Source organism: Allobranchiibius sp. GilTou73 (assembly GCF_021391335.1).
GTDB lineage: Bacteria > Actinomycetota > Actinomycetes > Actinomycetales > Dermatophilaceae > Allobranchiibius > Allobranchiibius huperziae.
On record NZ_CP090051.1, the window covers coordinates 2,402,137 to 2,422,920 of the forward strand.

At 70.5% G+C, this 20,784-nt stretch carries 16 protein-coding genes and 2 pseudogenes; 8 read left to right on the forward strand and 10 right to left on the reverse strand.

What is annotated here, in order from left to right; all coding sequences use genetic code 11:
* Entirely contained in the window at nt 1-1,191 is a 1,191-nt protein-coding gene (locus tag LVQ62_RS11865) for an ABC transporter ATP-binding protein (RefSeq protein WP_233761837.1), read from the forward strand.
* Nucleotides 1,192-1,195: 4 nt separating this feature from the next.
* On the opposite strand, the gene LVQ62_RS11870 is transcribed toward LVQ62_RS11865, so the two are convergent.
* A complete protein-coding gene (locus LVQ62_RS11870) occupies nt 1,196-1,945 on the reverse strand; it encodes an SDR family NAD(P)-dependent oxidoreductase (protein WP_233761839.1) in 750 nt (249 codons plus the stop codon).
* Between the two features lie 46 nt (nt 1,946-1,991).
* Between LVQ62_RS11870 and coaE the strand changes: the two genes are divergently transcribed.
* The 3 genes from coaE (at nt 1,992) to LVQ62_RS11885 (ending at nt 5,233) form a co-directional block, all read left to right on the forward strand.
* Nucleotides 1,992-3,194: a dephospho-CoA kinase gene (gene coaE, locus LVQ62_RS11875; RefSeq protein WP_233761841.1), complete on the forward strand. Its 1,203-nt coding sequence runs from the start codon at nt 1,992-1,994 to the stop codon at nt 3,192-3,194.
* A gap of 48 nt (nt 3,195-3,242) precedes the next feature.
* Nucleotides 3,243-4,640, forward strand: a complete 1,398-nt coding sequence (locus LVQ62_RS11880) for an MFS transporter (RefSeq protein WP_233767791.1) — start codon at nt 3,243-3,245, stop codon at nt 4,638-4,640.
* Nucleotides 4,641-4,702: 62 nt separating this feature from the next.
* The gene (locus LVQ62_RS11885; protein WP_233761843.1) at nt 4,703-5,233 is read left to right on the forward strand and encodes an SHOCT domain-containing protein; all 531 of its coding nucleotides are present in this window, start codon (nt 4,703-4,705) and stop codon (nt 5,231-5,233) included.
* Nucleotides 5,234-5,265: 32 nt separating this feature from the next.
* Here LVQ62_RS11885 and LVQ62_RS11890 read toward each other — a convergent pair whose 3' ends face one another.
* Both LVQ62_RS11890 and LVQ62_RS11895 read right to left on the reverse strand, forming a co-directional pair.
* The gene (locus LVQ62_RS11890; protein WP_233761845.1) at nt 5,266-5,676 is read right to left on the reverse strand and encodes a CHAP domain-containing protein; all 411 of its coding nucleotides are present in this window, start codon (nt 5,674-5,676) and stop codon (nt 5,266-5,268) included.
* Between the two features lie 238 nt (nt 5,677-5,914).
* Complete coding sequence (locus LVQ62_RS11895; protein ID WP_233761847.1) at nt 5,915-7,243, reverse strand: sodium:proton antiporter; 1,329 nt, start codon at nt 7,241-7,243, stop codon at nt 5,915-5,917.
* A gap of 64 nt (nt 7,244-7,307) precedes the next feature.
* On the opposite strand from LVQ62_RS11895, the gene uvrB reads away from it, so the two are divergent.
* On the forward strand, nt 7,308-9,422 hold the full coding sequence (gene uvrB / locus LVQ62_RS11900) for an excinuclease ABC subunit UvrB (protein ID WP_179480954.1): 2,115 nt from the start codon (nt 7,308-7,310) through the stop codon (nt 9,420-9,422).
* Nucleotides 9,423-9,486: 64 nt separating this feature from the next.
* Here the strand turns inward: uvrB and LVQ62_RS11905 are convergent.
* The 3 genes and pseudogenes from LVQ62_RS11905 to LVQ62_RS11915 form a co-directional block, all read right to left on the reverse strand.
* Nucleotides 9,487-10,858, reverse strand: a pseudogene (locus LVQ62_RS11905) (NAD(P)/FAD-dependent oxidoreductase).
* A 3-nt stretch (nt 10,859-10,861) separates the two neighbouring features.
* A complete protein-coding gene (locus LVQ62_RS11910) occupies nt 10,862-12,271 on the reverse strand; it encodes an aspartate aminotransferase family protein (RefSeq protein ID WP_233761849.1) in 1,410 nt (469 codons plus the stop codon).
* Nucleotides 12,268-13,757 (reverse strand): annotated as a pseudogene (locus LVQ62_RS11915) (CoA-acylating methylmalonate-semialdehyde dehydrogenase). Before LVQ62_RS11915 ends, LVQ62_RS11910 begins: the two are co-directional and overlap by 4 nt.
* Nucleotides 13,758-13,897: 140 nt before the next feature.
* Between LVQ62_RS11915 and LVQ62_RS11920 the strand changes: the two are divergent.
* The gene (locus LVQ62_RS11920; protein WP_208052011.1) at nt 13,898-14,242 is read left to right on the forward strand and encodes a DUF3817 domain-containing protein; all 345 of its coding nucleotides are present in this window, start codon (nt 13,898-13,900) and stop codon (nt 14,240-14,242) included.
* Between the two features lie 33 nt (nt 14,243-14,275).
* Here the strand turns inward: LVQ62_RS11920 and LVQ62_RS17885 are convergent, their stop codons facing one another.
* From LVQ62_RS17885 to LVQ62_RS11935, 4 genes are read right to left on the reverse strand one after another with little or no spacing between them, the layout of a single operon-like run.
* On the reverse strand, nt 14,276-14,614 hold the full coding sequence (locus LVQ62_RS17885; protein WP_370639706.1) for an EamA family transporter: 339 nt from the start codon (nt 14,612-14,614) through the stop codon (nt 14,276-14,278).
* Entirely contained in the window at nt 14,592-15,191 is a 600-nt protein-coding gene (locus tag LVQ62_RS11925; protein ID WP_370639619.1) for a DMT family transporter, read from the reverse strand. Before LVQ62_RS11925 ends, LVQ62_RS17885 begins: the two co-directional genes overlap by 23 nt.
* Complete coding sequence (locus tag LVQ62_RS11930) at nt 15,188-15,910, reverse strand: NlpC/P60 family protein (protein ID WP_233761851.1); 723 nt, start codon at nt 15,908-15,910, stop codon at nt 15,188-15,190. The genes LVQ62_RS11925 and LVQ62_RS11930 overlap by 4 nt, the downstream gene beginning before the upstream one ends.
* Before the next feature lie 59 nt (nt 15,911-15,969).
* On the reverse strand, nt 15,970-16,635 hold the full coding sequence (locus LVQ62_RS11935; protein ID WP_208052008.1) for an MBL fold metallo-hydrolase: 666 nt from the start codon (nt 16,633-16,635) through the stop codon (nt 15,970-15,972).
* A gap of 165 nt (nt 16,636-16,800) precedes the next feature.
* Between LVQ62_RS11935 and uvrA the strand changes: the two genes are divergently transcribed.
* Nucleotides 16,801-19,737, forward strand: coding sequence for an excinuclease ABC subunit UvrA (gene uvrA / locus LVQ62_RS11940; RefSeq protein WP_233767794.1), 2,937 nt, complete (start codon nt 16,801-16,803; stop codon nt 19,735-19,737).
* A gap of 506 nt (nt 19,738-20,243) precedes the next feature.
* Nucleotides 20,244-20,729, forward strand: a complete 486-nt coding sequence (locus LVQ62_RS11945; protein WP_233761853.1) for a Rieske (2Fe-2S) protein — start codon at nt 20,244-20,246, stop codon at nt 20,727-20,729.
* Nucleotides 20,730-20,784: the final 55 nt, after the last annotated feature.

A 20,784-nucleotide genomic window follows, 5' to 3' on the forward strand; every position in this document is an offset into this window, starting at 1 on the left:
ATGGCGAGTGTGTACTTCGACGCAGCGAGCCGCCTGCACAAGGGGAACGATCATCCCTCGGTCGATGGGCTGACCCTGGACATCCAGGACGGGGAGTTCCTCGTCCTGGTGGGCCCCTCGGGGTGTGGCAAGTCCACGACCCTGCGGATGCTGGCGGGCCTGGAACCGGTCGATCGCGGCCGGATCCTGATCAACGGGCACGACCAGGCCGGCGTACGGCCGAGGGACAGGGACATCGCCATGGTGTTCCAGAGTTACGCCCTCTACCCGAACATGTCGGCCGCCGACAACATGGGTTTCGCGTTGCGCAACTCCGGGGTCAGCAAGGAGCAGACCGCCTCCCGTGTGATGGAGGCGGCGAAGATCCTGGAGCTGCAGGACATGCTGAACCGGCGCCCGGGGCAGATGTCCGGCGGCCAGCGTCAGCGCGTCGCGATGGGCCGTGCGATCGTGCGCGACCCGAAGGTGTTCTGCATGGACGAACCGCTCTCCAACCTCGACGCCAAGCTGCGGGTGTCCACCCGCGCGCAGATCGCCGCGCTGCAACGGCGCCTGGAGGTCACGACGGTCTACGTGACGCACGACCAGGTCGAGGCGATGACCATGGGCCACCGGGTCGCGGTGCTGCGCGACGGCGTCCTGCAGCAGGTGGCGACGCCGGATGAGCTCTACCGCCACCCGGTCAACACGTTCGTGGCCGGTTTCATCGGGTCGCCGGCGATCAACCTCGTGCGCTGCGACGTACGCGACGGGGCCGCGGACCTGTACGGCGCGTCGGTGCCGCTGGAGCGCGGCGCTGTGGGTGACGCCGGCAGCGTGCAGGTCGGCGTCCGACCGGAGTCGTGGACCGTCGTGTCCGGGGACGAGCCGGGCGCGCTGCGGCTGACCGTCGACATCGTGGAGTCGCTGGGTTCCGAGTCGTTCGTCCACGGCCACCCGGACCACCCGACGGGCACGGCGGTGCTCGCCGTGGACCCGGTCGACGGCAGTGACCAGACACCCGGTGCCGACGGCGCCGAACGCACCGGGCTGACCGTCCGGCTCGGGCGCGAGCACCGACCCGCTGTCGGCGACGTGCTGCACGTCGTCCCGCTGGCGCAGGAGGTGCTGCTCTTCGACAACACGTCCGGGGAGCGCCTGAGCGCCCAGGGCACCCAGGGTGCGTTCCGGGCGGACTTCCTGAAGAAGTAGCGGGTCAGCCCCGACCGAGGAGGGTGCCGCCGTTGACCTGCAGGATCTGCCCGGTCGTCCAGCCGGCGTCCGGCGCGCTCAGGTAGGCGACGGCCTCGGCGACCTCCTCGGGGGTGCCGGGCCGTCCCATCGGGATCGGGGCGACCCGATTGGCCACGATGCCGGGGTCGGCCTCGATGCGCGGACGCCAGAAGTCGGTGTCCGGCACGAACCCCGGGGCCACCGCGTTCACCGTGACCCCGTCCTCGGCGAGGCGGACGGCCATCCAGAGCACCCAGGCGTTCACGGCCGCCTTGGCCGCGCCGTACGAGCTGCTGCCGCGCAGTGCGGCGACCGAGCTCATCGCTACGATCCGTCCGCCGGGCCGGGAGAACGCGTCGAGGAGAGCCTCGGTGAGCAGCACCGTCGGGAGCACGTTGCCGTCGAAGTCCGCACGCCAGCTGTCGGCGAGCTGATGCAGATCTCCGGAGCCGAGCCCGAGGTTGCCGCCGGCGTTCGCGACGAGCACGTCGACCGCGCCGCCGTCCGAGATGCGGGTGGCGAGGTCGGCGACCGCGTCCGGGTCGGTGAGGTCGCAGGGATGCGTCGTCACGGTGCTCGCCTGATCGGCCTCCCGCAGGGCGGCCGCTGCCTCTGTCAGCGGTTGTTCGCGACGTCCGATCAGGATGAGCTCGGGGTGTTCGACCAGGAAACGTCGTGCGATGGCCAGGCCGATGCCGGTGCCACCGCCGGTCACGATGATGCGTCGGGTCATTCCTGCATTCAATCAGGGCCCTGACAGGCGCCTATAGGCTTTGCAAGTGCTGCGCGTGGGCCTGACGGGCGGGATCGGATCCGGGAAGTCCTCGGTGTCCGGTCTGCTGGCAGAGCGCGGTGCGGTCGTGGTGGACGCCGACCGGATCGCCCGCGAGGTGGTCGAGCCCGGCACCCCGGGCCTGGCTCAGATCGAACAGCGTTTCGGTGCAACGGTGCTCGCGCCCGACGGAACGCTCGACCGCCCGGCCCTGGGGGCGATCGTCTTCGCCGACCCCGCCGCACGGCGCGACCTGGAGGGCATCACCCACCCGCTGATCGGGATCCGCACCCGCGAGCTGCTCGAGCAGGCCGGGCCGGATGCGCTCGTCGTGCACGATCAGCCGCTCCTGGTGGAGATGGGCCTCGCGCCGATGAACCACCTGACCGTCGTGGTCGGCGCGAGCGAGCGGACCAGGGTGGGGCGGGTCGTACGCGACCGCGGGATGACCGAGAAGGACGCCCGCGCCCGGATCGAGGCGCAGGCGGGCGACGTCGCACGGCATGCGGTGGCCGACGCCTGGATCGACAACGACGGCACTCCCGACGAGCTGGCCGACCGGGTCGCGGCCCTGTGGGACGAGCGGCTGGCGCCGTTCGAGGACAACCTGCTCGCCGACCGCCCGGTGCTCCGGGAGGTCTGCGCGACCGTGGTGCTGCACGAGCACCGCCCCGAGTGGGAAGCCCGGGCGGCGCGGGTCGTCGCGCGCATCCGGCATCAGTTGGATGCCGCCCGCATCCCGTACGCGGGTGTCGAGCACGTCGGCTCCACGGCGGTGCCGGGGCTGATCGCCCGCGACGTGGTCGACATACAGCTGCGGATGCACCGCTTCGAGGACGGCGGGGACGCACTGGCGGGTGCTCTGCGGGCGGCCGCGATCGTCGGGTTGCGGGAGCAGGAGGTCCGCCCGCACGACTGGGCACCGCGGCCTGCCGACTGGCGCACCCTGCTGGCCGGCGGCGCCGACCCACGCGACGTGCTGCGGGTGCACGTGCGCGAGGACGGGTCGGCCGGTGCGCTGGCCGCCCTGTCGTTCCGCGACTGGCTGCGCGCCGACACGAGGGAGCGGACGGCGTACTCGGAGCTGAAGTCGACGGTGGCGCACCAGTTCTCCTCGCACGACTACCCCGCCGCGATCGAGCGGTGGTACGCGCGAGCCCTGCCCCGTGCGCGGGAGTGGGCGCAGTCCACCGGGTGGTCACCGGGCTGACCCGCGACGCGGCTGTCAGGGCGCGGGCTTACCGTGGCCGGTGTGGAGATGACTCGGCGCCGACGGATGTTGGTGCTCGGCATCTGCTGCATGAGCCTGTTCGTCGTGGGTATCGACGTCACCGCCGTCAACCTGGCGCTCCCGTCGATCAGCACCGACCTGCACGCGTCGTTCTCGCAGCTGCAGTGGGTGCTGGACGCCTACACGCTGGTCCTGGCGAGTCTGCTGATGCTGTCCGGGTCGGTCGCGGACCGGATCGGCCGGCGCAAGGTCTTCCAGGTCGGCCTCGTGCTCTTCGGTGGCGGGTCGCTGCTCTGCTCGTTGTCCGTGAGCGCCCCCATGCTGATCGGTGCTCGCGGCCTGCAGGCGGTAGGCGGCTCGATGCTCAACCCGGTCGCGATGTCGATCATCACCAACACCTTCACCGAGGCCCGCGAACGCGCCCAGGCCATCGGGGTCTGGGGCGGCACGGTCGGCCTCAGCATGGCGCTCGGCCCCGTCGTGGGCGGGGGACTGGTCGACGCGGTCGGATGGAAGGCGATCTTCTGGATCAACGTGCCGATCGTGGCGGCCGCCGCGGTCCTCGCCGCGCGCTACGTGCCGGAGTCGCGGGCCGCCACCGCACGTCGACTGGACCCGGTGGGGCAGCTGTTGGTCATCGGTCTGCTCGCGAGCCTGACCTACGGGATCATCGAAGGCCGCGGTCTCGGCTGGACGTCCGGGCGAGTGCTGCTGTGCGCGGCGGTGGCCGTCGGCTGCGCGGTGGCGATCGGCGTCGTGGAGCCGCGTCGGGCGCAGCCGTTGATCGAGCTGGGCTTCTTCCGCAGTGTGCCGTTCACCGGCGCGGTGGTCTGCGCGGTCGTGGGGTTCGCATCGCTCGGCGGATTCCTCTTCGTCAACACCCTCTATCTGCAACAGGCGCGGGGCATGTCGCCGGTGCACGCCGGTCTGATGACGTTGCCCATGGCCGGGATGATCGCGCTCTGCGCTCCCGTGTCGGGGCGTCTCGTCGGGCGCATCGGACCACGGGTGTCGATGATCGTGGCGGGCGTCGGCTTCACCACCAGCGCGCTCATCCTCATCACCCTGCGCACGGACACCTCGCTCGTCGAGCTCGGGGTCGCCTACGTGGGCTTCGGCATCGGGTTTGGCTTCCTCAACGCGCCGATCACGAACGCCGCGGTCTCCGGCATGCCGCGGGAGCAGTCCGGGGTCGCGGCCGCGATCGCCTCGACGAGCCGGCAGGTCGGATCGGCTCTCGGGGTGGCGGTGTTCGGCGCGCTGGCGTCGGCGCGGCTGACCGGTCCGCTGCGGATCTCGCTGGCCACTGCGAGCCACGCGGGGTGGTGGGTGATGGCCGGGTGCGGCGTCGCACTGTTCGCGATGGCGTTCGTGACGACGAGCGAGCGGGCCCGCCGGAGCGCGTACGAACCTGCCGCGGCCTGAGGGTCATTGCGAGTACAGCGTATTCGGCCACGGAACGACGCCGGAGCCCTATGCTCACGCCTGTGCGGGGACGGGGTGCGGCTCTTCTGGGGGGATTGGTCCTCCTGCTCCTCGTGCTGGCCGGAATCGGGTCACCTGCCCTCGCGGCTCCGTCCGACCCGCCGGCGTCCTGCTTCGTGCAGGACGCGAACGGTGACCTGCCGGTCTGCGACAGCGCGGACGGAACGCACTGGACCGTCAGCTATCCGGACGCGGACACCGGTAGCAAGATCCCGGGGACGTTCATCGGGTTGATGGTGGCCGTGCTCATGTTCGGCCTGATAGCCACGGTGTTCACAGTGATCTGGGTGCGGCGCTCTGCCCGCGAGGCAGGTCTTGACCCCGACGCGGCCACCGCCGTGGCGCTGATCGACAACAACGCCCTCACGACGGCGTACATCGCGAACAGCGTGGCGAAGGTGCGGCGGGCCGAGCCGGCCGCTACGCCGACGGCGTCCGCCCGGCTCGACATTTTGCAGGAACTCCTCGACAAGGGTGCGATCTCGCAGCAGGAGTACCAGGACCGCCGCACAGCGATTCTCGACTCGATCTGAGTCCTGTCGCGGCGACGACGGGGCGGCAGCGGTCAGGCCACGCCGTACCCGACGACGCCGCTGCCGTTCAACGGTGACTGGCGCACGGTGATGCCGTGCCGGCCGAGCCCGGCGCCCTGGTTGCCGCCGACCGTCTCTATCGTGTGGCCACGGACTTCCACCACCAGATTGGTGTGCTGACCGAACCCACCGCCGTCGTAGATCACGATGTCGCCGGGTTGCGGCGCGTACCCGTCACCGACGGCACGGAACCGGCCCGCCTTCGTCAGGTAGGACTGCAGCGTGAGGACGCCGGGGATCCGCCACGATCCGGAGTTGGGGTTGCTCATCGGGTAGCCGGCATGCCGCAGCACCCAGCTGACGAAGTCGGCACACCAGTTCTCGTCGATCCCGTTGGAGTACTTGGTGGACGGGCCGGGGTGCTCCCACTCGGTGCGTGCCACCGTGAGGATCGACCGCTGCCGGGGCGTCAGGTCGGAGGCGACGGTGGGGAAGGAGCCGCGCCCGGGGTTCAGGGGCCCGCCATCCGGCGTAACCGCCGACGCCGACCAGGAGCGCGACGATCAGCGTCGCTGCCACCAGCACGGAGCGGCCCCGGGAGCGGGGCGGTGTGGGCGACATGCCGGTGAGCGTACGACGGGCGACGTCCGTCGCGGGTGTGGCGCGTCGAAACGGCTGGCGTCAGGCGAGGACGGCCTCGCGACGGCGTTCCAGCCGGCCGATGACCGGACTGGCCGAGACCCCGTGGACGACGACCGAGAGCACGATCGTGAAGGCGACGATCGACCACAGCCCTTCGGCGTCCGGGAAGCCGTGGTGACCGGTCGCGTAGGCGAGGTAGTAGATGCTGCCGACCCCGCGTACGCCGAAGAAGGCCGTCACCAGTCGCTCACGCGGACCGAGCACCGAATCGTCGTCGAAGTCCTGTCCGCGCGGGTGCCACAGCGCGATCCACGCCGTGGCTGGACGGATCACGAAGATCAGCAGGATGGCGAGGACCGCGCCCTGCCACGTGAGGGAGGTGAGGAGTCCGTTCGTGAGGGCGGCACCCAGCAGCAGCAGGACGACGAGGGTGAAGAGCCGCTCGAGGCGCTCGATGACGCCGTGCATGGCGTCGTGGTACGCGTTCGTGCGGTCGCAGCTGCGCAGCGTGATCGCGGACACGAAGACCGACAGGAAGCCCCAGCCGTGAACCAGCTCGCCCACGCCGTACGCGATCAGCGGTGCGGCGACGATCAGGAGCGGGTCGCCGATCCGGGAGATCTGCACGGACTCGCGGATCCGGAAGGCCACCAGCGACAGCAACCGTCCGACCGCCCACCCGGCCGCGATCCCGACGACGGTCTTGCCGACGACCTCCCAGCCGATCCAGCGCACCCACCAGTGGCCGACCGACCCCATCGTGAGCAGGAAGATCGACGCGTAGACGAACGGGAACGCGGCTCCGTCGTTGAGGCCCGCCTCGGAGGTGAGCGCGAAACGGACCTCGTCCTTCTCGTCGATGTCCGCCTCGGCGAAGCCCTCGCCGTCGTCCGCATCCGTCTCGGACAGGGTGGTCGGTCCCTCCACCTGGACCTCGGCAGCCAGGACGGGGTCGGTGGGCGCGAGGACGGACGCGAGCAGGACCGCGGCAGCTGGGATGAGCCCGAGCAGCCACCAGCCGAGCAGCGCGGTGACCCCGATCGCCAGCGGCATCGCGATGAAGAGCAGCCGCCACGTCGTACCCCAGCGACGCCAGGTGAGGCGGACCCGTGTGAGGGGCCGGTCCAACGCCAGCCCGACACCGGTGAGGGCCATCAGGATGGTGATCTCGGTCAGGTGCTCGGTGAGCGCCGCATGCTCGTCGGGGTCGAGTGACAGACCCGCGGGGAAGGGGAGCAGCCCGACGAGCGCACCCACGGCCACCAGGATCACGGGCGCCGAGATCGCCCGGCCCGTCGTGAAGGCGGGCAGCAGCACGCCGAGCAGCAGAGCCACCCCGACGATCAGGTAGACGACTGGGATGACCACGCGATCCAGTCTCCCAAACACCGCGCGCGGGGGTCGTGTCGGTGGGGCGTCGTACGGTTGACGCATGCGCCCCATCACCGACCTCAAGCGCCGCGTCGCGCCCTTCGAGGTGGTCTCCGAGTTCAGCCCGAGCGGCGACCAGCCGACGGCCATCGCCGACTTGACCAAACGGGTCAAGGCCGGCGAGCAGGACGTGGTGCTGCTGGGTGCCACCGGCACCGGCAAGTCGGCGACAACGGCCTGGATGATCGAGCAGGTGCAGCGGCCGACGCTGGTGATGGCGCCCAACAAGACGCTGGCGGCGCAGCTGGCCAACGAGTTCCGGGAACTGTTGCCCAACAACGCGGTCGAGTACTTCGTGTCGTACTACGACTACTACCAGCCCGAGGCGTACATCGCGCAGACGGATACCTACATCGAGAAGGACTCCTCGGTCAACGAGGAGGTCGAGCGGCTGCGGCACAGCGCGACCAACTCGCTGCTGACCCGGCGCGACGCGATCGTGGTGGCGTCGGTGTCGTGCATCTACGGCCTGGGCACGCCGCAGGAGTACGTCGACCGGATGGCCCGCCTGAAGGTCGGTCAGGTCATCGACCGTGACGACCTGCTGCGCCGGTTCGTGCAGATGCAGTACACCCGCAACGACCTGGCCTTCACCCGCGGCACCTTCCGGGTGCGCGGCGACACGGTGGAGATCATCCCGGTCTACGAGGAGCTGGCGATCCGGATCGAGTTCTTCGGTGACGAGATCGAGCGCATCTACACCCTGCACCCGCTCACCGGCGAGGTCGTGCGCGAGGAGGAGGAGATGTACGTCTTCCCGGCCTCGCACTACGTCGCCGGGCCGCAGCGGATGGAGCGGGCGATCTCCAGCATCGAGGCCGAGTTGGAGACCCAGCTGGAGTCGTTCGAGAAGCAGGGCAAGCTGCTGGAGGCGCAGCGGCTGCGGATGCGCACGACGTACGACATCGAGATGATGCGCCAGGTCGGGTCGTGCTCGGGCATCGAGAACTACTCGCGGCACATCGACGGACGCGGGCCGGGATCGGCGCCCAACTGCCTGCTCGACTACTTCCCCGAGGACTTCCTGCTGGTCATCGACGAGTCCCATCAGACCGTGCCGCAGATCGGCGCGATGTACGAGGGTGACATGTCCCGCAAACGGCAGCTGGTCGACCACGGGTTCCGACTGCCGAGCGCGATGGACAACCGGCCGCTGAAGTGGGAGGAGTTCCTCGAGCGCGTCGGCCAGACGGTCTACCTGTCCGCGACGCCGGGGGACTACGAGGTCGCGAAGGCCAACGGCGTGGTCGAGCAGGTGATCCGCCCCACCGGGCTCATCGACCCGGAGATCGTGCTGAAGCCGACCAAGGGTCAGATCGACGACCTGCTGCACGAGATCCGTGAGCGCTCCGCCCGCAACGAGCGGATCCTGGTCACCACCCTGACCAAGAAGATGGCCGAGGACCTGACCGACTACCTGCTGGAGAAGGACGTGCGGGTGCGCTACCTGCACTCCGAGGTGGACACCCTGCGCCGGGTGGAGCTGCTGCGCGAGCTGCGGATGGGCGAGTACGACGTGCTGGTCGGCATCAACCTGCTGCGTGAGGGTCTCGACCTGCCCGAGGTCTCGTTGGTGAGCATCCTGGACGCCGACAAGGAGGGCTTCCTGCGGTCCGCCCGTTCGCTCATCCAGACCATCGGGCGCGCGGCCCGCAACGTGTCCGGTCAGGTGCACATGTACGCCGACAAGGTGACCCCCTCGATGCGTGACGCCATCGACGAGACCAGCCGACGCCGGGAGAAGCAGGTGGCCTACAACCTCGCGGCCGGGGTTGACCCGCAGCCGCTGCGCAAGAAGATCGCCGACATCACCGACCTGCTGCAGCGTGAGGACGCCGACACCGAGGCCCTGATGGGCAGCGGCCGGGTGCAGTCGCGCGGCAAGACAGCCAAGCAGGGCAAGTCCAGCAAGCGGATCGGCGCGAAGCCCGAGAGCGGTGGGGTGGCCACGGTGACCGGTGTCCCCGCCGGCGAGCTGGCCACTCTCATCCAGGACCTCACCGACCAGATGCACCAGGCGGCGACCGACCTGCACTTCGAACTGGCAGCCCGGTTGCGCGACGAGCTCGGGGACCTGAAGAAGGAGCTGCGGCAGATGACGGCCGCGACCCGCTGATCCTTCCGTCGGGTGTGGGGATCGCACCGAGAGGTGGGCTTATCTCCGCCCCTCGACGATGGGGTCAGGAGTCGAAGCCGAGACCCACCCTGTCCAGGCCGCGCAGCCACAGGTTGCGGCGGCCGTCGTGGCGGTCGGCCGACGCGAGTGCCGCGCGGGTGGCCTGGATACCGGCGTATGCCAACGGTTCCGGCGGGAAGGGCAGCGGCTTGGTGCGCACCATCGCCAGCTCGGTCAGCTCGGTGTGGGCGCCGCTCAGCAGGTCGAGCATCACTCGTGCACCGAAGCGCGTGGCCCCGACCCCGAGGCCGGTGTAGCCGAGCGCGTAGGACACCCGGGCGCCGTACGCCGTGCCGAAGAACGCGAAGAACCGCGTGCAGGTGTCGATCGCGCCGCCCCAACGGTGGCTGAAGCGCAACCCCTCCAACTGCGGGAAGGTCGCGAAGAACTGCTGGGCAAGCATCTCGAAGGTTGCGGGCCGCTGGTCGTACGCCGGGCGCACCGCCCGACCGAAGTGGTAGATCGCGTCGTAGCCGCCCCAGAGGATCCGCCGGTCGGCGGTCATCCGGTAGTAGTGGAACTGGTTGCCGGCGTCGTCGACGCCCTCGCGTCCGTCCCAGCCGATCGAGGCCAGCTGCCCGTCGGAGAGCGGCTCGGTCATGAGCACGTAGTCGTAGACCGGCACGGTGTGCAGCCGCACGCGTTTCACCAGTGACGGGAAGGCGTTCGTGCCGAGGGCGACGTGCTCCGCGGTGATCGTGCGGCCGCCGTCGGTCCGCAGCGTCATCCGGTCGCCGTCCTCAGCCAGACCGGTGACCTTGGTGTGCTCCGCGATCCGCACCCCGAGGCTCTCGGCGGCAGCGGCGAGACCCCATGCGAGACGAGCCGGGTCGACGAGTGCGAGCTCACCCTCCTCGACGCACCCGCCGAGGAACGTCGGGGGAGTGCAGGCGGGCGCGTACGGCGTCCCGGTCGAGGAACCCCGTTGCGGAAGAACGCATCTCGCGCACCTGATAGGGCTGGGTGGCCACGGTGAGGGAGTCGCGCAGGTGGTAGTCGCAGTCGATGCCGTAGCGCTGCACCGTGTCGCCGATCGCCGCCAGATTCTCCCGACCGAGCCGCTCCAGCGTCTCGATCTCGTCGGGGAAGCGCTGCGCTCCGTTGTCCCGCCCGTGCGTGAGGCTCGCCGAGCAGAACCCGCCGTTACGGCCGGACGCCGCCCATCCGATCCGGTCGCCCTCGACCAGCAGGACGTCGCGGTCGGGATCGCGTTCCTTGGCCAGCAGTGCGGTCCACAGCCCGCTGAACCCGCCGCCGACGACGACGAGGTCCGCGCGGGCGTCGGTGGTCAGAGCGGGTCGCGCGGACGGGCGGTCGGGGGTGTCCAGCCAGTACGGCGTCGTCGACGCGTCGCGCCAGGTCGCCGAGACGTCCACCGGTCAGGCGCCCGTCGTATGCCGGTCGGCCGCCTCGAGCGCGACGTCCAGCATCTCCAGGCCCTCGCGCACCTCGTCCGGCGTGCTCGTGCACGGGGGCACGACATGGGTGCGGTTGAAGTGCGTGAACGGCCAGAGCCCTTCGCTCTTGCAGGCCGCGGCGAACTGCGTCATCGGGGCCGCGTCCGCCCCGGCCGCGTTGAACGGCACCAGCGGTTCGCGGGTCGCCCGGTCGCGGACCAGCTCGACCGCCCAGAAGACCCCGAGACCGCGGACCTCGCCGATGCTCGGGTGCTTCGCCGCCAGCTCGGCCAGCCCGGGTGCGATGACTTCCTCGCCGAGCATCCGCGCGTTGGCCAGGATGCCCTCGTCCTCGAAGATCCGGATCGACGCGACAGCGGAGGCGCACGCCAGGGGGTGCCCGGAGTAGGTGAGGCCGCCGGGGAAGGGACGGTCGGCGAACGTGGCGGCGACCGCATCGCTGATGAGCACCCCGCCGATCGGGACGTAACCGGAGTTGACCCCCTTGGCGAAGGTGATGAGGTCGGGGGTCATGCCCCAGTGGTCGACGGCGAACCACTCGCCGCACCGCCCGAATCCGGACATCACCTCATCGGCGATCAGCAGGATGCCGTGCTCGTCGCAGAGGGCCCGCACGCCGTCGAGGTAGCCCTGGGGTGGCACGAGGATGCCGTTCGTGCCGACGACCGTCTCCAGCACGAGCGCCGCGATGGTGTGCGCTCCCTCGAGCATGACCAGTTCGCGCAGATGGGCCAGCGCGCGGTCGCACTCCTCCTGCTCGGTGGTGGCGTGGAACGCCGATCGGTACAGGTAAGGGCCGAAGTAGCGGACCGTGCCGGGAACGGCCGGCTCGGAGGGCCACCTGCGCGGGTCACCGGTCAGCGAGATCGCACCGGCCGTCGAGCCGTGGTAGCTGCGGTAGGCCGCGAGCACCTTCTGCCGCCCGGTGTGCAGCCGCGCCATCCGCACGGCGTTCTCGTTGGCGTCGGCGCCGCCGTTCGTGAAGAAGACGGTGTTCAGACCCTCGGGCGCCCGCTCGGCGATCAACCGGGCCGCCTCGCCGCGTACGTCGTTGGCGAACGCCGGCTGGATCGAGCACAGCCGCTGCGCCTGCTCCACGATGGCCGCGACCAGCCGGGGGTGCTGGTAGCCGATGTTCATGTTGACTAGTTGGCTGGAGAAGTCGAGGTAGCGCTTGCCGGCGTAGTCCCAGAAGTAGGACCCCTGCGCGTGCTCGATGGGCAGCGGGTCGATCGTGGCCTGGGCCGACCAGGAGTGGAAGACGTGGCGGTCGTCGGCGCGGACCTGCGCCTCGTCTCCTCGGCCGAGCAGGCTCGCGGGGTCGGTGGGCTCGGCGTCTGTGGCGGTCTCGCGCAGGATGCTGTCGGTCATCGTGTCCTCGGGAATCCCAGATCGACGGTGGAGGTGGCCGGGTCGGGCCACCGCGAGGTGACCACCTTGCCGCGGGTGTAGAAAGCCAGCCCCTCGGGTCCGTACATGTGGTTGTCGCCGAAGAGCGACGCCTTCCACCCGCCGAAGGAGTACGACGCCACGGGCACCGGGATCGGCACGTTGATGCCGACCATGCCGACCTGCACGTCGTACTGGAAGCTGCGCGCCGCGCCGCCGTCCCGGGTGAAGATCGCTGTGCCGTTGCCGAATTCGTGACTGTTGACGAGCTCGAGCGCATCGTCGTAGGTGTCGACGCGCACCACCGACAGCACCGGGCCGAAGATCTCGTCGGTGTAGACCGACATCGTCGGTCGCACGTGGTCCAGCAGTGTCGTACCGAGGAAGAACCCGTCGGCGGGCAGGTCCGCCTCGCGGCCGTCGACGACCAGGGTGGCGCCCTCGTCGGCGCCGGCCGCGATGTACGACGCGACCTTGTCCCGGTGGGCCGCAGTGATGAGCGGACCCATCTTGGTGTCGGGTTTCGCGCCGTCGCCCACGGTCACGTCGGGCAGCCGCCGGGCGATGGCCTCGACCAGCGGGTCGGCGGAATCGCTCACGGCGACCACGACGGAGATCGACATGCAGCGCTCGCCGGCCGCGCCGTACGCCGCCGAGACCGCCGCGTCCGCGGCCATCTCCAGGTCGGCGTCCGGCAGCACCACCATGTGGTTCTTCGCGCCGCCGAGGGCCTGCACCCGCTTGCCGGCGGCGGTGCCGGTCTCGTAGATGTAGCGCGCGATGGGCGTGGACCCGACGAAGCTGAGCGCGCTCACATCCGGGTGGGTGAGCAGCGTGTCGACGGCCTCCTTGTCGCCCTGTACGACGGTGAAGACACCGTCGGGCAGTCCCGCACGTTGCCACAGCCGGGCCAGGAAGAGCGACGCCGACGGGTCCTTCTCGCTGGGCTTGAGGACGAACGCGTTACCCGCCGCGATCGCTCCCGCGCACATCCACAGCGGCACCATCACCGGGAAGTTGAACGGCGTGATGCCCGCGACCACGCCGAGCGGCTGGCGGATCGAGTAGACGTCGACGCCGGATGAGGCCTGCTCGGAGAAGCCCCCTTCAGCAGGTTGGGCACCCCGGTGGCGTACTCGACGTTCTCCAGACCGCGGGAGATCTCGCCCACCGCGTCGCTGTGCACCTTGCCGTGCTCCGAGGTCACGATGTCGGCCAGCTCGTCCAGGCTGTCGTGCAACAGCTCCCGGAACGCGAAGAGCACGGCGGCGCGCGTCGAGAGCGACGCGTGACGCCACTCGGCGGCGGCCTTCGCAGCCGACGCGACGGCGGTGCGTACGTCGTCCGCGCTCGCCAGCTCCACCTCGCCGGTCTGCTCACCGCTCGCGGGGTTGTAGACCGGGCCGACCCTGCCGGAGGAGCCCTGCGCCACGGCGCCGTCGATCCAGTGCGAGATGCGCGTCGTCATACCGGCGACGATAGGACGTCCGGCCGCCGCGCAGACAGCCGACGGGTGGTTTTGGCCGGGGTACCTGTGCCACCGTCGAGCCCGCGGACGGCGACCGGCCCGCCGTGCCGGTGGTGGGGGTGACCACCTATCGTCCCGGTGTGTCACTCGAAGCCGACGTCCCCGCCCGCCGTACCTCTTCGCAGCTCTCCTCCCAGGTCTTCATCGCCATCGCCACCTTGGAAGCGGTGTCGTGGCTCGCGCTGCTGATCGGGATGTACTTCAAGTGGATCGCGAGGAGCACCGACCGCGGTGTGCAGATCTTCGGGATGGTGCACGGCATCGTCTTCATCTGCTACCTGGTGGCGCTGGCGTGGGTGGCCAGGTCGCGCCGCTGGGGAGCGCGGACCGCGCTGCTGGGACTGGTGAGCAGCGTGCCGCCCTTCATGACCCTGTGGTTCGAGCGGTACGCGCTGCGGCGCCGCGACCTGCGCCCGCGCGGCTGAAGCGGACCGAGGCCCAGCCGGGCCGGCCGAGCCTCAGGCCGGGGTGAGCCCCTCGGGCACCCCTGAGCCACCGTCGGACCCACCAGGCCGCGGGCGACGGGCGGCGCCGAGCACGATCACGCTGGCGAGCACCACGAGCGCCATCCCGACCAGTTCGGGCGCGCTCAATCGCTGGCCCAGGACGAGTAGTCCGGCGAGTGCACCTGCAGCGGGTTCGAGGCTCATCAGGATCCCGAAGACGTGGGCCGCGAGCCGACGTAGCGCGAGCAGCTCCAGGGAGTAGGGCAGCACCGAGGACAGCAGCGCGATCCCGAAGCCCTTGGCCAGCGACTCGCCCGAGAACAGCGCGTCACCGGCCCGCCATACGCCGATCGGGGAGCACGACCACGGTGCCCATGGCCAGGGCGATCGCCAGCCCGTCGAGGGAGGCGAACCGCGCGCCGGTCGCTCCGGAGGCCATGATGTACGCCGCCCAGCAGGCGCCCGCGGCGAGCGCCAACAGCACGCCGGTCACCGGCAGCTTCGACCACGGCGTCGTCAGCGCGCCGGACACGAGGAGCACACCGCCGACGGCGCAGAGCACCGCCGCCGCGTCCTGCCAGCGCCGCGACAGGACGGCGGACAGGCTGAGCGGGCCGACGAACTCGCAGGTCACAGCTACGCCGAGCGGCAGATGGGCGATCGCCGCGTAGAAGCAGACGTTCATCGTGGCCAGCGTCGCGGCGTACGCCGTCACCACCCGCCAGTCGGCGCGGCTGCGGCCCCGCAGCGCCGGACGTCCGAGTGCGCACAGCAGCACGGCAGCGAATCCCAGTCGCAGGCCGACCGATCCGAAGGCACCGATCGTGGGGACGAGGGTGGAGGCCAGGGCGCCGCCGAACTGGACCGACACCACGGCGGTGAGGACGAGGGCGGGCGGGGGCGGCCGGTAGCCGACGGTGGACCTCACCCCAGCGCGCTGATCCGGCCGGCGCACACCAGGGTCTCGGCCCGGTCCGTCGGCACGTCCTCCTCGACGACGCGTCCGGTCTGCGGCACGTGCAGCATCCGGCCGGTGGCGGTGAGGATGCCGACGTGGTCCGGTTCGAATCCGGGGCGCGCGAAGAAGAGGAGGTCGCCGGGGACCGCATCGGCGGGTGCGACAGGGGCGCAATGCCGGGCCTGGTCGGAGCAGTCACGCGGAAAACGCACCCCGAGGGTGCGCAGCGGGAGGTGCACCAGTCCCGAGGAGTCCAGCCCGTGCGGCGAGAGGCCGGCCCACAGATAGGACACGCCCGCGTGGGCCCGCACCGCATCGAGGAACGCGGCCGGGTCGACCGAGGTCGCGCCGGCGGTGGGCGCAGGATCGCCGGCACCGTCGGACTCGGAGACCCCGAGGTCCAGGTGGGCCGCTCGCAGATACCCCGGGTAGCCGCGCGGGTTCTTGTGCGACGGCTGCTCGGGGCATGTCACGAACGCCCAGTCGTCGTGCAGGTCGTGCACCTCGACCGACTCACCCGCCAGCACCTCGGTCTCCAGCCGGCCCTCGAGCCCGAGCCGACCGGCCATCGGCTCCGGCTCGGCGTCCATGGCGGCGAGCCAGCGGTCGTGGTCGGGGGAGGTGTCGAGCAGCGGGGCGTCGATGGGCCGCGGCGAGGTCGCCGTGAGCCAGAGCCCGCTGATGGACACGCGCACGAGGGCAGGACGACCTGGCGCGGTGACGGGCCGGAGCGAGTCGCCCAGCCCACTCACCATCCGCGCTCCCGCCACGCGGGCAGGTGGGGGCGCTCGGTGCCGAGGGTGGTGTCGTCCCCGTGACCGGGGTAGACCCACGTGTCGTCGTCGTGCCGGGCGAAGATGCGCTGCTCGACGTCGTCGATGAGCTGCGGGAAGGACTGGTCGTCGTGGTTCTTCGTCGCACCGACACCGCCGGGAAAGAGGGTGTCGCCGGTGAAGACGTGGTCATGACCGTGCGGGTCGGCGTAGGTCAGCACGACCGAGCCGGGGGTGTGCCCGCGCACGAGGGCGACGTCGAGGGAGAGCCCGTCGACCTGCACCGTGTCGCCGTCCTCGAGGCGTACGTCGGCCGCGATCGGCAGGTGGTCGGCGTCCGGTGCCCCGGCGTACGTGCGGGCACCGAGGGCGCGCGCCGCATCGGCGAGCGCGCCGGTGTGGTCGCCGTGCCGGTGGGTGGTGACGATCGCCTCCACCCGGGCGCCGCTCTCCCGGATCATTGCCTCGATCGCCGGCCAGTCGTTCGCCGCGTCCACGAGCACGGACGCGCCGGATCCGGTGGCGGTCACCAGGTAGACGTTGTTGTCCATCGAGGAGACCGCGAGCTTGCGGATTGTGACGCCCTCGAGCTCACGCACCAGGGCGGGCCTGCCGGGTGTCGTCCTGCCGTCGTAAGCCATGGGCGTGTTCTCCTTCGGGACGGGACCGGCGCACAGCGTATCCAGGTCGGGCCTGTCGGACCCGGCCCCTAGCATTGGGTCGTGCCCAGTGCGACCCCCCGACCGAGCCGTTCCGTCACGTCACCCAGTTCTCCCAGCTCTCCGAGCGCCGCGCCCGCCCCACCGGTGCGCGGTCACGACCACCTGCGGGTCAAGGGCGCCCGGGAGCACAACCTGCGCAACATCTCGGTCGACATCCCGCGGGACTCGTTGGTGGTCTTCACCGGTCTGTCCGGATCGGGCAAGTCCTCGCTCGCGTTCGACACCATCTTCGCCGAGGGTCAGCGCCGCTACGTCGAGTCGCTCTCGGCGTACGCGCGCCAGTTCCTCGGCCAGATGGACAAGCCCGACGTCGACTTCATCGAGGGCCTGTCGCCGGCGGTCTCGATCGACCAGAAGTCGACCAACCGCAACCCCCGGTCCACGGTCGGCACGATCACCGAGGTCTACGACTACCTGCGCCTCCTCTTCGCGCGAGCCGGTCGCCCGCACTGCCCGGTCTGCGGCGAGCCGGTCGGCCGCCAGACGCCGCAGGCCATCGTCGACCAGCTCCTGGAGCTGCCCGACCGCACGCGGTTCCAGGTGCTGGCGCCCGTCGTACGGTCCCGCAAGGGCGAGTACGTCGACCTGTTCAGCGACCTGCAGGGCAAGGGCTACTCGCGCGCCCGGGTCGACGGGGTCGTGGTCTCGTTGTCCGAGCCGCCCAAGCTGGCCAAGCAGAAGAAGCACAGCATCGACGTGGTCGTCGACCGGCTGGTGTCCCGCGGCGGTGACCCCTCCGCGAAGCAGCGGCTCACCGACTCCGTCGAGACCGCGCTGATCCTGGCCGACGGTGTCCTCATCGTGGAGATGGTCGACCTCGACGAGGGCGACCCGCAGCGCGAGCGCCGCTTCTCCGAGCGGATGGCCTGCCCCAACGAGCACCCGCTGTCGATGGACGAGATCGAGCCGCGCTCGTTCTCCTTCAACAGCCCGTTCGGCGCCTGCCCGGCATGCACCGGCATCGGCACCGAGCTGGAGGTAGATCCCGAGCTGCTCGTACCGGACGAGGACAAGTCGATCCGCGAGGGCGCGATCCTGCCCTGGGCGCAGGGCTCGACCTCGGCCGACTACTTCCTGCGGGTCATCGGCGCGCTCTCGGAGGACTTGAAGTTCTCCCTCGACACGCCGTGGCACGCGCTGCCCGAGCGGGCGCGGACGGCGCTGCTGGAGGGGCAGAACCACCAGGTGCACGTGAAGTACCGCAACCGGTACGGCCGCGAACGCAGCTACTCCACCGGCTTCGAGGGCGTCATCCCGTTCGTGAAGCGTCGCCACTCCGAGACCGATTCGGACTGGAGCCGCGAGCGCTACGAGGGCTACATGCGCGAGGTGCCCTGCCCGGTCTGCAAGGGCGCCCGGCTCAAGCCCGAGTCCCTCGCGGTCACCGTCGGCGGCCAGTCGATCGCCGATGTGTGCGCGTTGCCCATCTCCGACGCCGCCAACTTCCTGCCCGGTGTCGACTTCTCCCCGCGGGAGCGGCAGATCGCCGAGGGCATCATCAAGGAGGTCGACGCGCGGCTGGGCTTCCTGCTCGACGTCGGCCTCGACTACCTGTCCCTGGACCGGCCCGCCGCCACGCTGTCCGGCGGCGAGGCACAGCGCATCCGGTTGGCCACCCAGATCGGGTCGGGCCTGGTCGGCGTGCTCTACGTGCTCGACGAGCCCTCGATCGGTCTGCACCAGCGCGACAACCACCGCTTGATCGAGACGCTCACGCGGCTGCGCGACCTCGGCAACACCCTGATCGTCGTCGAGCACGACGAGGACACCATCTCCACGGCTGACTACGTCGTGGACATCGGGCCCGGCGCGGGGGAGCACGGCGGGCACGTCGTGCACGCCGGGTCGGTGGCCGGTCTGCTGGCCAACAAGGACTCGATCACCGGCGACTACCTGTCGGGTCGGCGGGAGATCCCGCTGCCCACCGAACGTCGACCGCACGACGGTCGCGAGATCGTCGTACGCGGTGCGCGCGAGCACAACCTGAAGAACGTCGACGTCGCGATCCCGCTGGGCAACCTGGTCGCGGTGACCGGGGTGTCCGGGTCGGGCAAGTCCTCGCTGGTCAACGGCATCCTCTACAACGTGCTGGCCAACCAGCTGAACGGCGCGCGCCACGTGCCCGGGCGGCACCGCACGGTGGAGGGGCTGGACCAGCTCGACAAGGTCGTGCACGTCGACCAGAGCCCGATCGGGCGTACGCCGCGCAGCAACGCGGCGACCTACACCGGGGTCTTCGATCACGTGCGGCGCCTCTTCGCGCAGACCCAGCAGGCGAAGGTCCGCGGCTACCTGCCCGGCCGGTTCTCCTTCAACGTCAAGGGTGGTCGCTGCGAGGCGTGCACCGGCGACGGCACCCTGAAGATCGAGATGAACTTCCTGCCCGACGTCTACGTGCCGTGCGAGGTGTGCCACGGGGCGCGCTATAACCGCGAGACGCTCGAGGTGCACTTCAAGGGCAAGTCGATCGCCGAGGTGCTCGACATGTCGATCGAGGAGGCCAAGGACTTCTTCGCCTCCGTGCCCGCCATCGCCCGGCACATGACCACTCTGGTCGACGTCGGTCTCGGCTACGTCCGGCTGGGCCAGCCCGCGCCGACCCTGTCCGGTGGCGAGGCGCAGCGGGTGAAGCTGGCCTCAGAGCTGCAGAAGCGCTCGACGGGCCGCACCATCTACGTGCTCGACGAGCCGACCACCGGCCTGCACTTCGAGGACATCCGCAAGCTGCTCGACGTGCTGCAGGGCCTGGTCGAGAAGGGCAACACGGTCATCGTCATCGAGCACAACCTCGACGTGATCAAGTCGGCGGACTGGATCGTCGACATGGGCCCCGAGGGCGGCAACCGCGGCGGAGGTGTGGTCGCCGTGGGCACACCGGAGGAGATCGCGGAGGTGCGGGCCAGTCATACCGGTCGGTTCCTTAAGCCGTTGCTGGCGAAGCAGAGTGCGGCAGCGCGCCCCTCCACCCGTCGCGCAGGCACCCGCTCGCCGCGCAAGGCCAGCACGAAGGCCGCCAGCTGACGCCGTACGCCGTGGTTGTCAGCGGATCCGTGGTGCCGGCGTCACTTACTTGCTGACAGCCGGTAGCTGGATCCCGCGGTTGTCAGCAGATCCGTGGTGCCGGCGTCACTTACCTGCTCACAACCGGCAGCGTCTGCGGCGAGTTACCCCGAGGGCCGTGTTCTCGGTCGCCCTGGACGAGGCCCGCTCGCCACGTCGACGCTGCCCGGTCACCGGCCGTACGCGGTACAGGAAAGTGACCGCGCGGCCGACAACCCACCTGACCGGCCGGACGCGGTGCAGGGAACTGGCCGCACGCCCGACAAGCCACGTACGGAGCAGCTGACGCCGTACGCCGTGCTTGTCAGCGGATCCGTGGTGCCGGCGTCACTTACTTGCTGACAACCGGTAGCTGGATCCCGCGGTTGTCAGCGGATCCGTGGTGTCGGCGTCACTTACCTGCTGACAACCGCAGGAGATACACAGGCGAACCACAGCACCCGGGTGTCGACCTCTCCGGATCCGCGATGGATGATCGTTCAATGGTGAACCACAACGACCGAGCATCGACGAACGACACCGACGACGCACCTGTCAGCCCGAGCCGGCGCACTGTCGTGCGGGCGACGGCTGTCACCGGCGTGGGGATTGCCGGGCTCGGGCTCGCCGCCTGCGGTGGTTCCTCGGGCTCCGGTGGGTCCGGCTCGGCCTCAGGGGGCGGCGGTGGCGGCACGACGGTCGCCAAGGCGGACGTTCCGGTGGGCGGGGGCAAGATCCTGGGGGACGCGAAGGTGGTCGTCACTCAGCCCACGTCCGGCTCGTTCAAGGCGTTCTCGGCGATCTGCACCCACGCGGGGTGCACCGTCGGGTCCGTTGCGGACGGCGAGATCATCTGCCCGTGTCACGGCAGCCACTTCAGCATCAAGGACGGATCGGTCACGAGTGGCCCGGCTCCCAAGCCCCTGCCCGCCAAGACCGTGACCGCAGAGGGGTCCTCGCTCAAGGTCAGCTGAGCGCGGGACCGCTCGTCGAGAAGGTCGGCGCTGCCCGCCTCGGGCCCGGACCGCG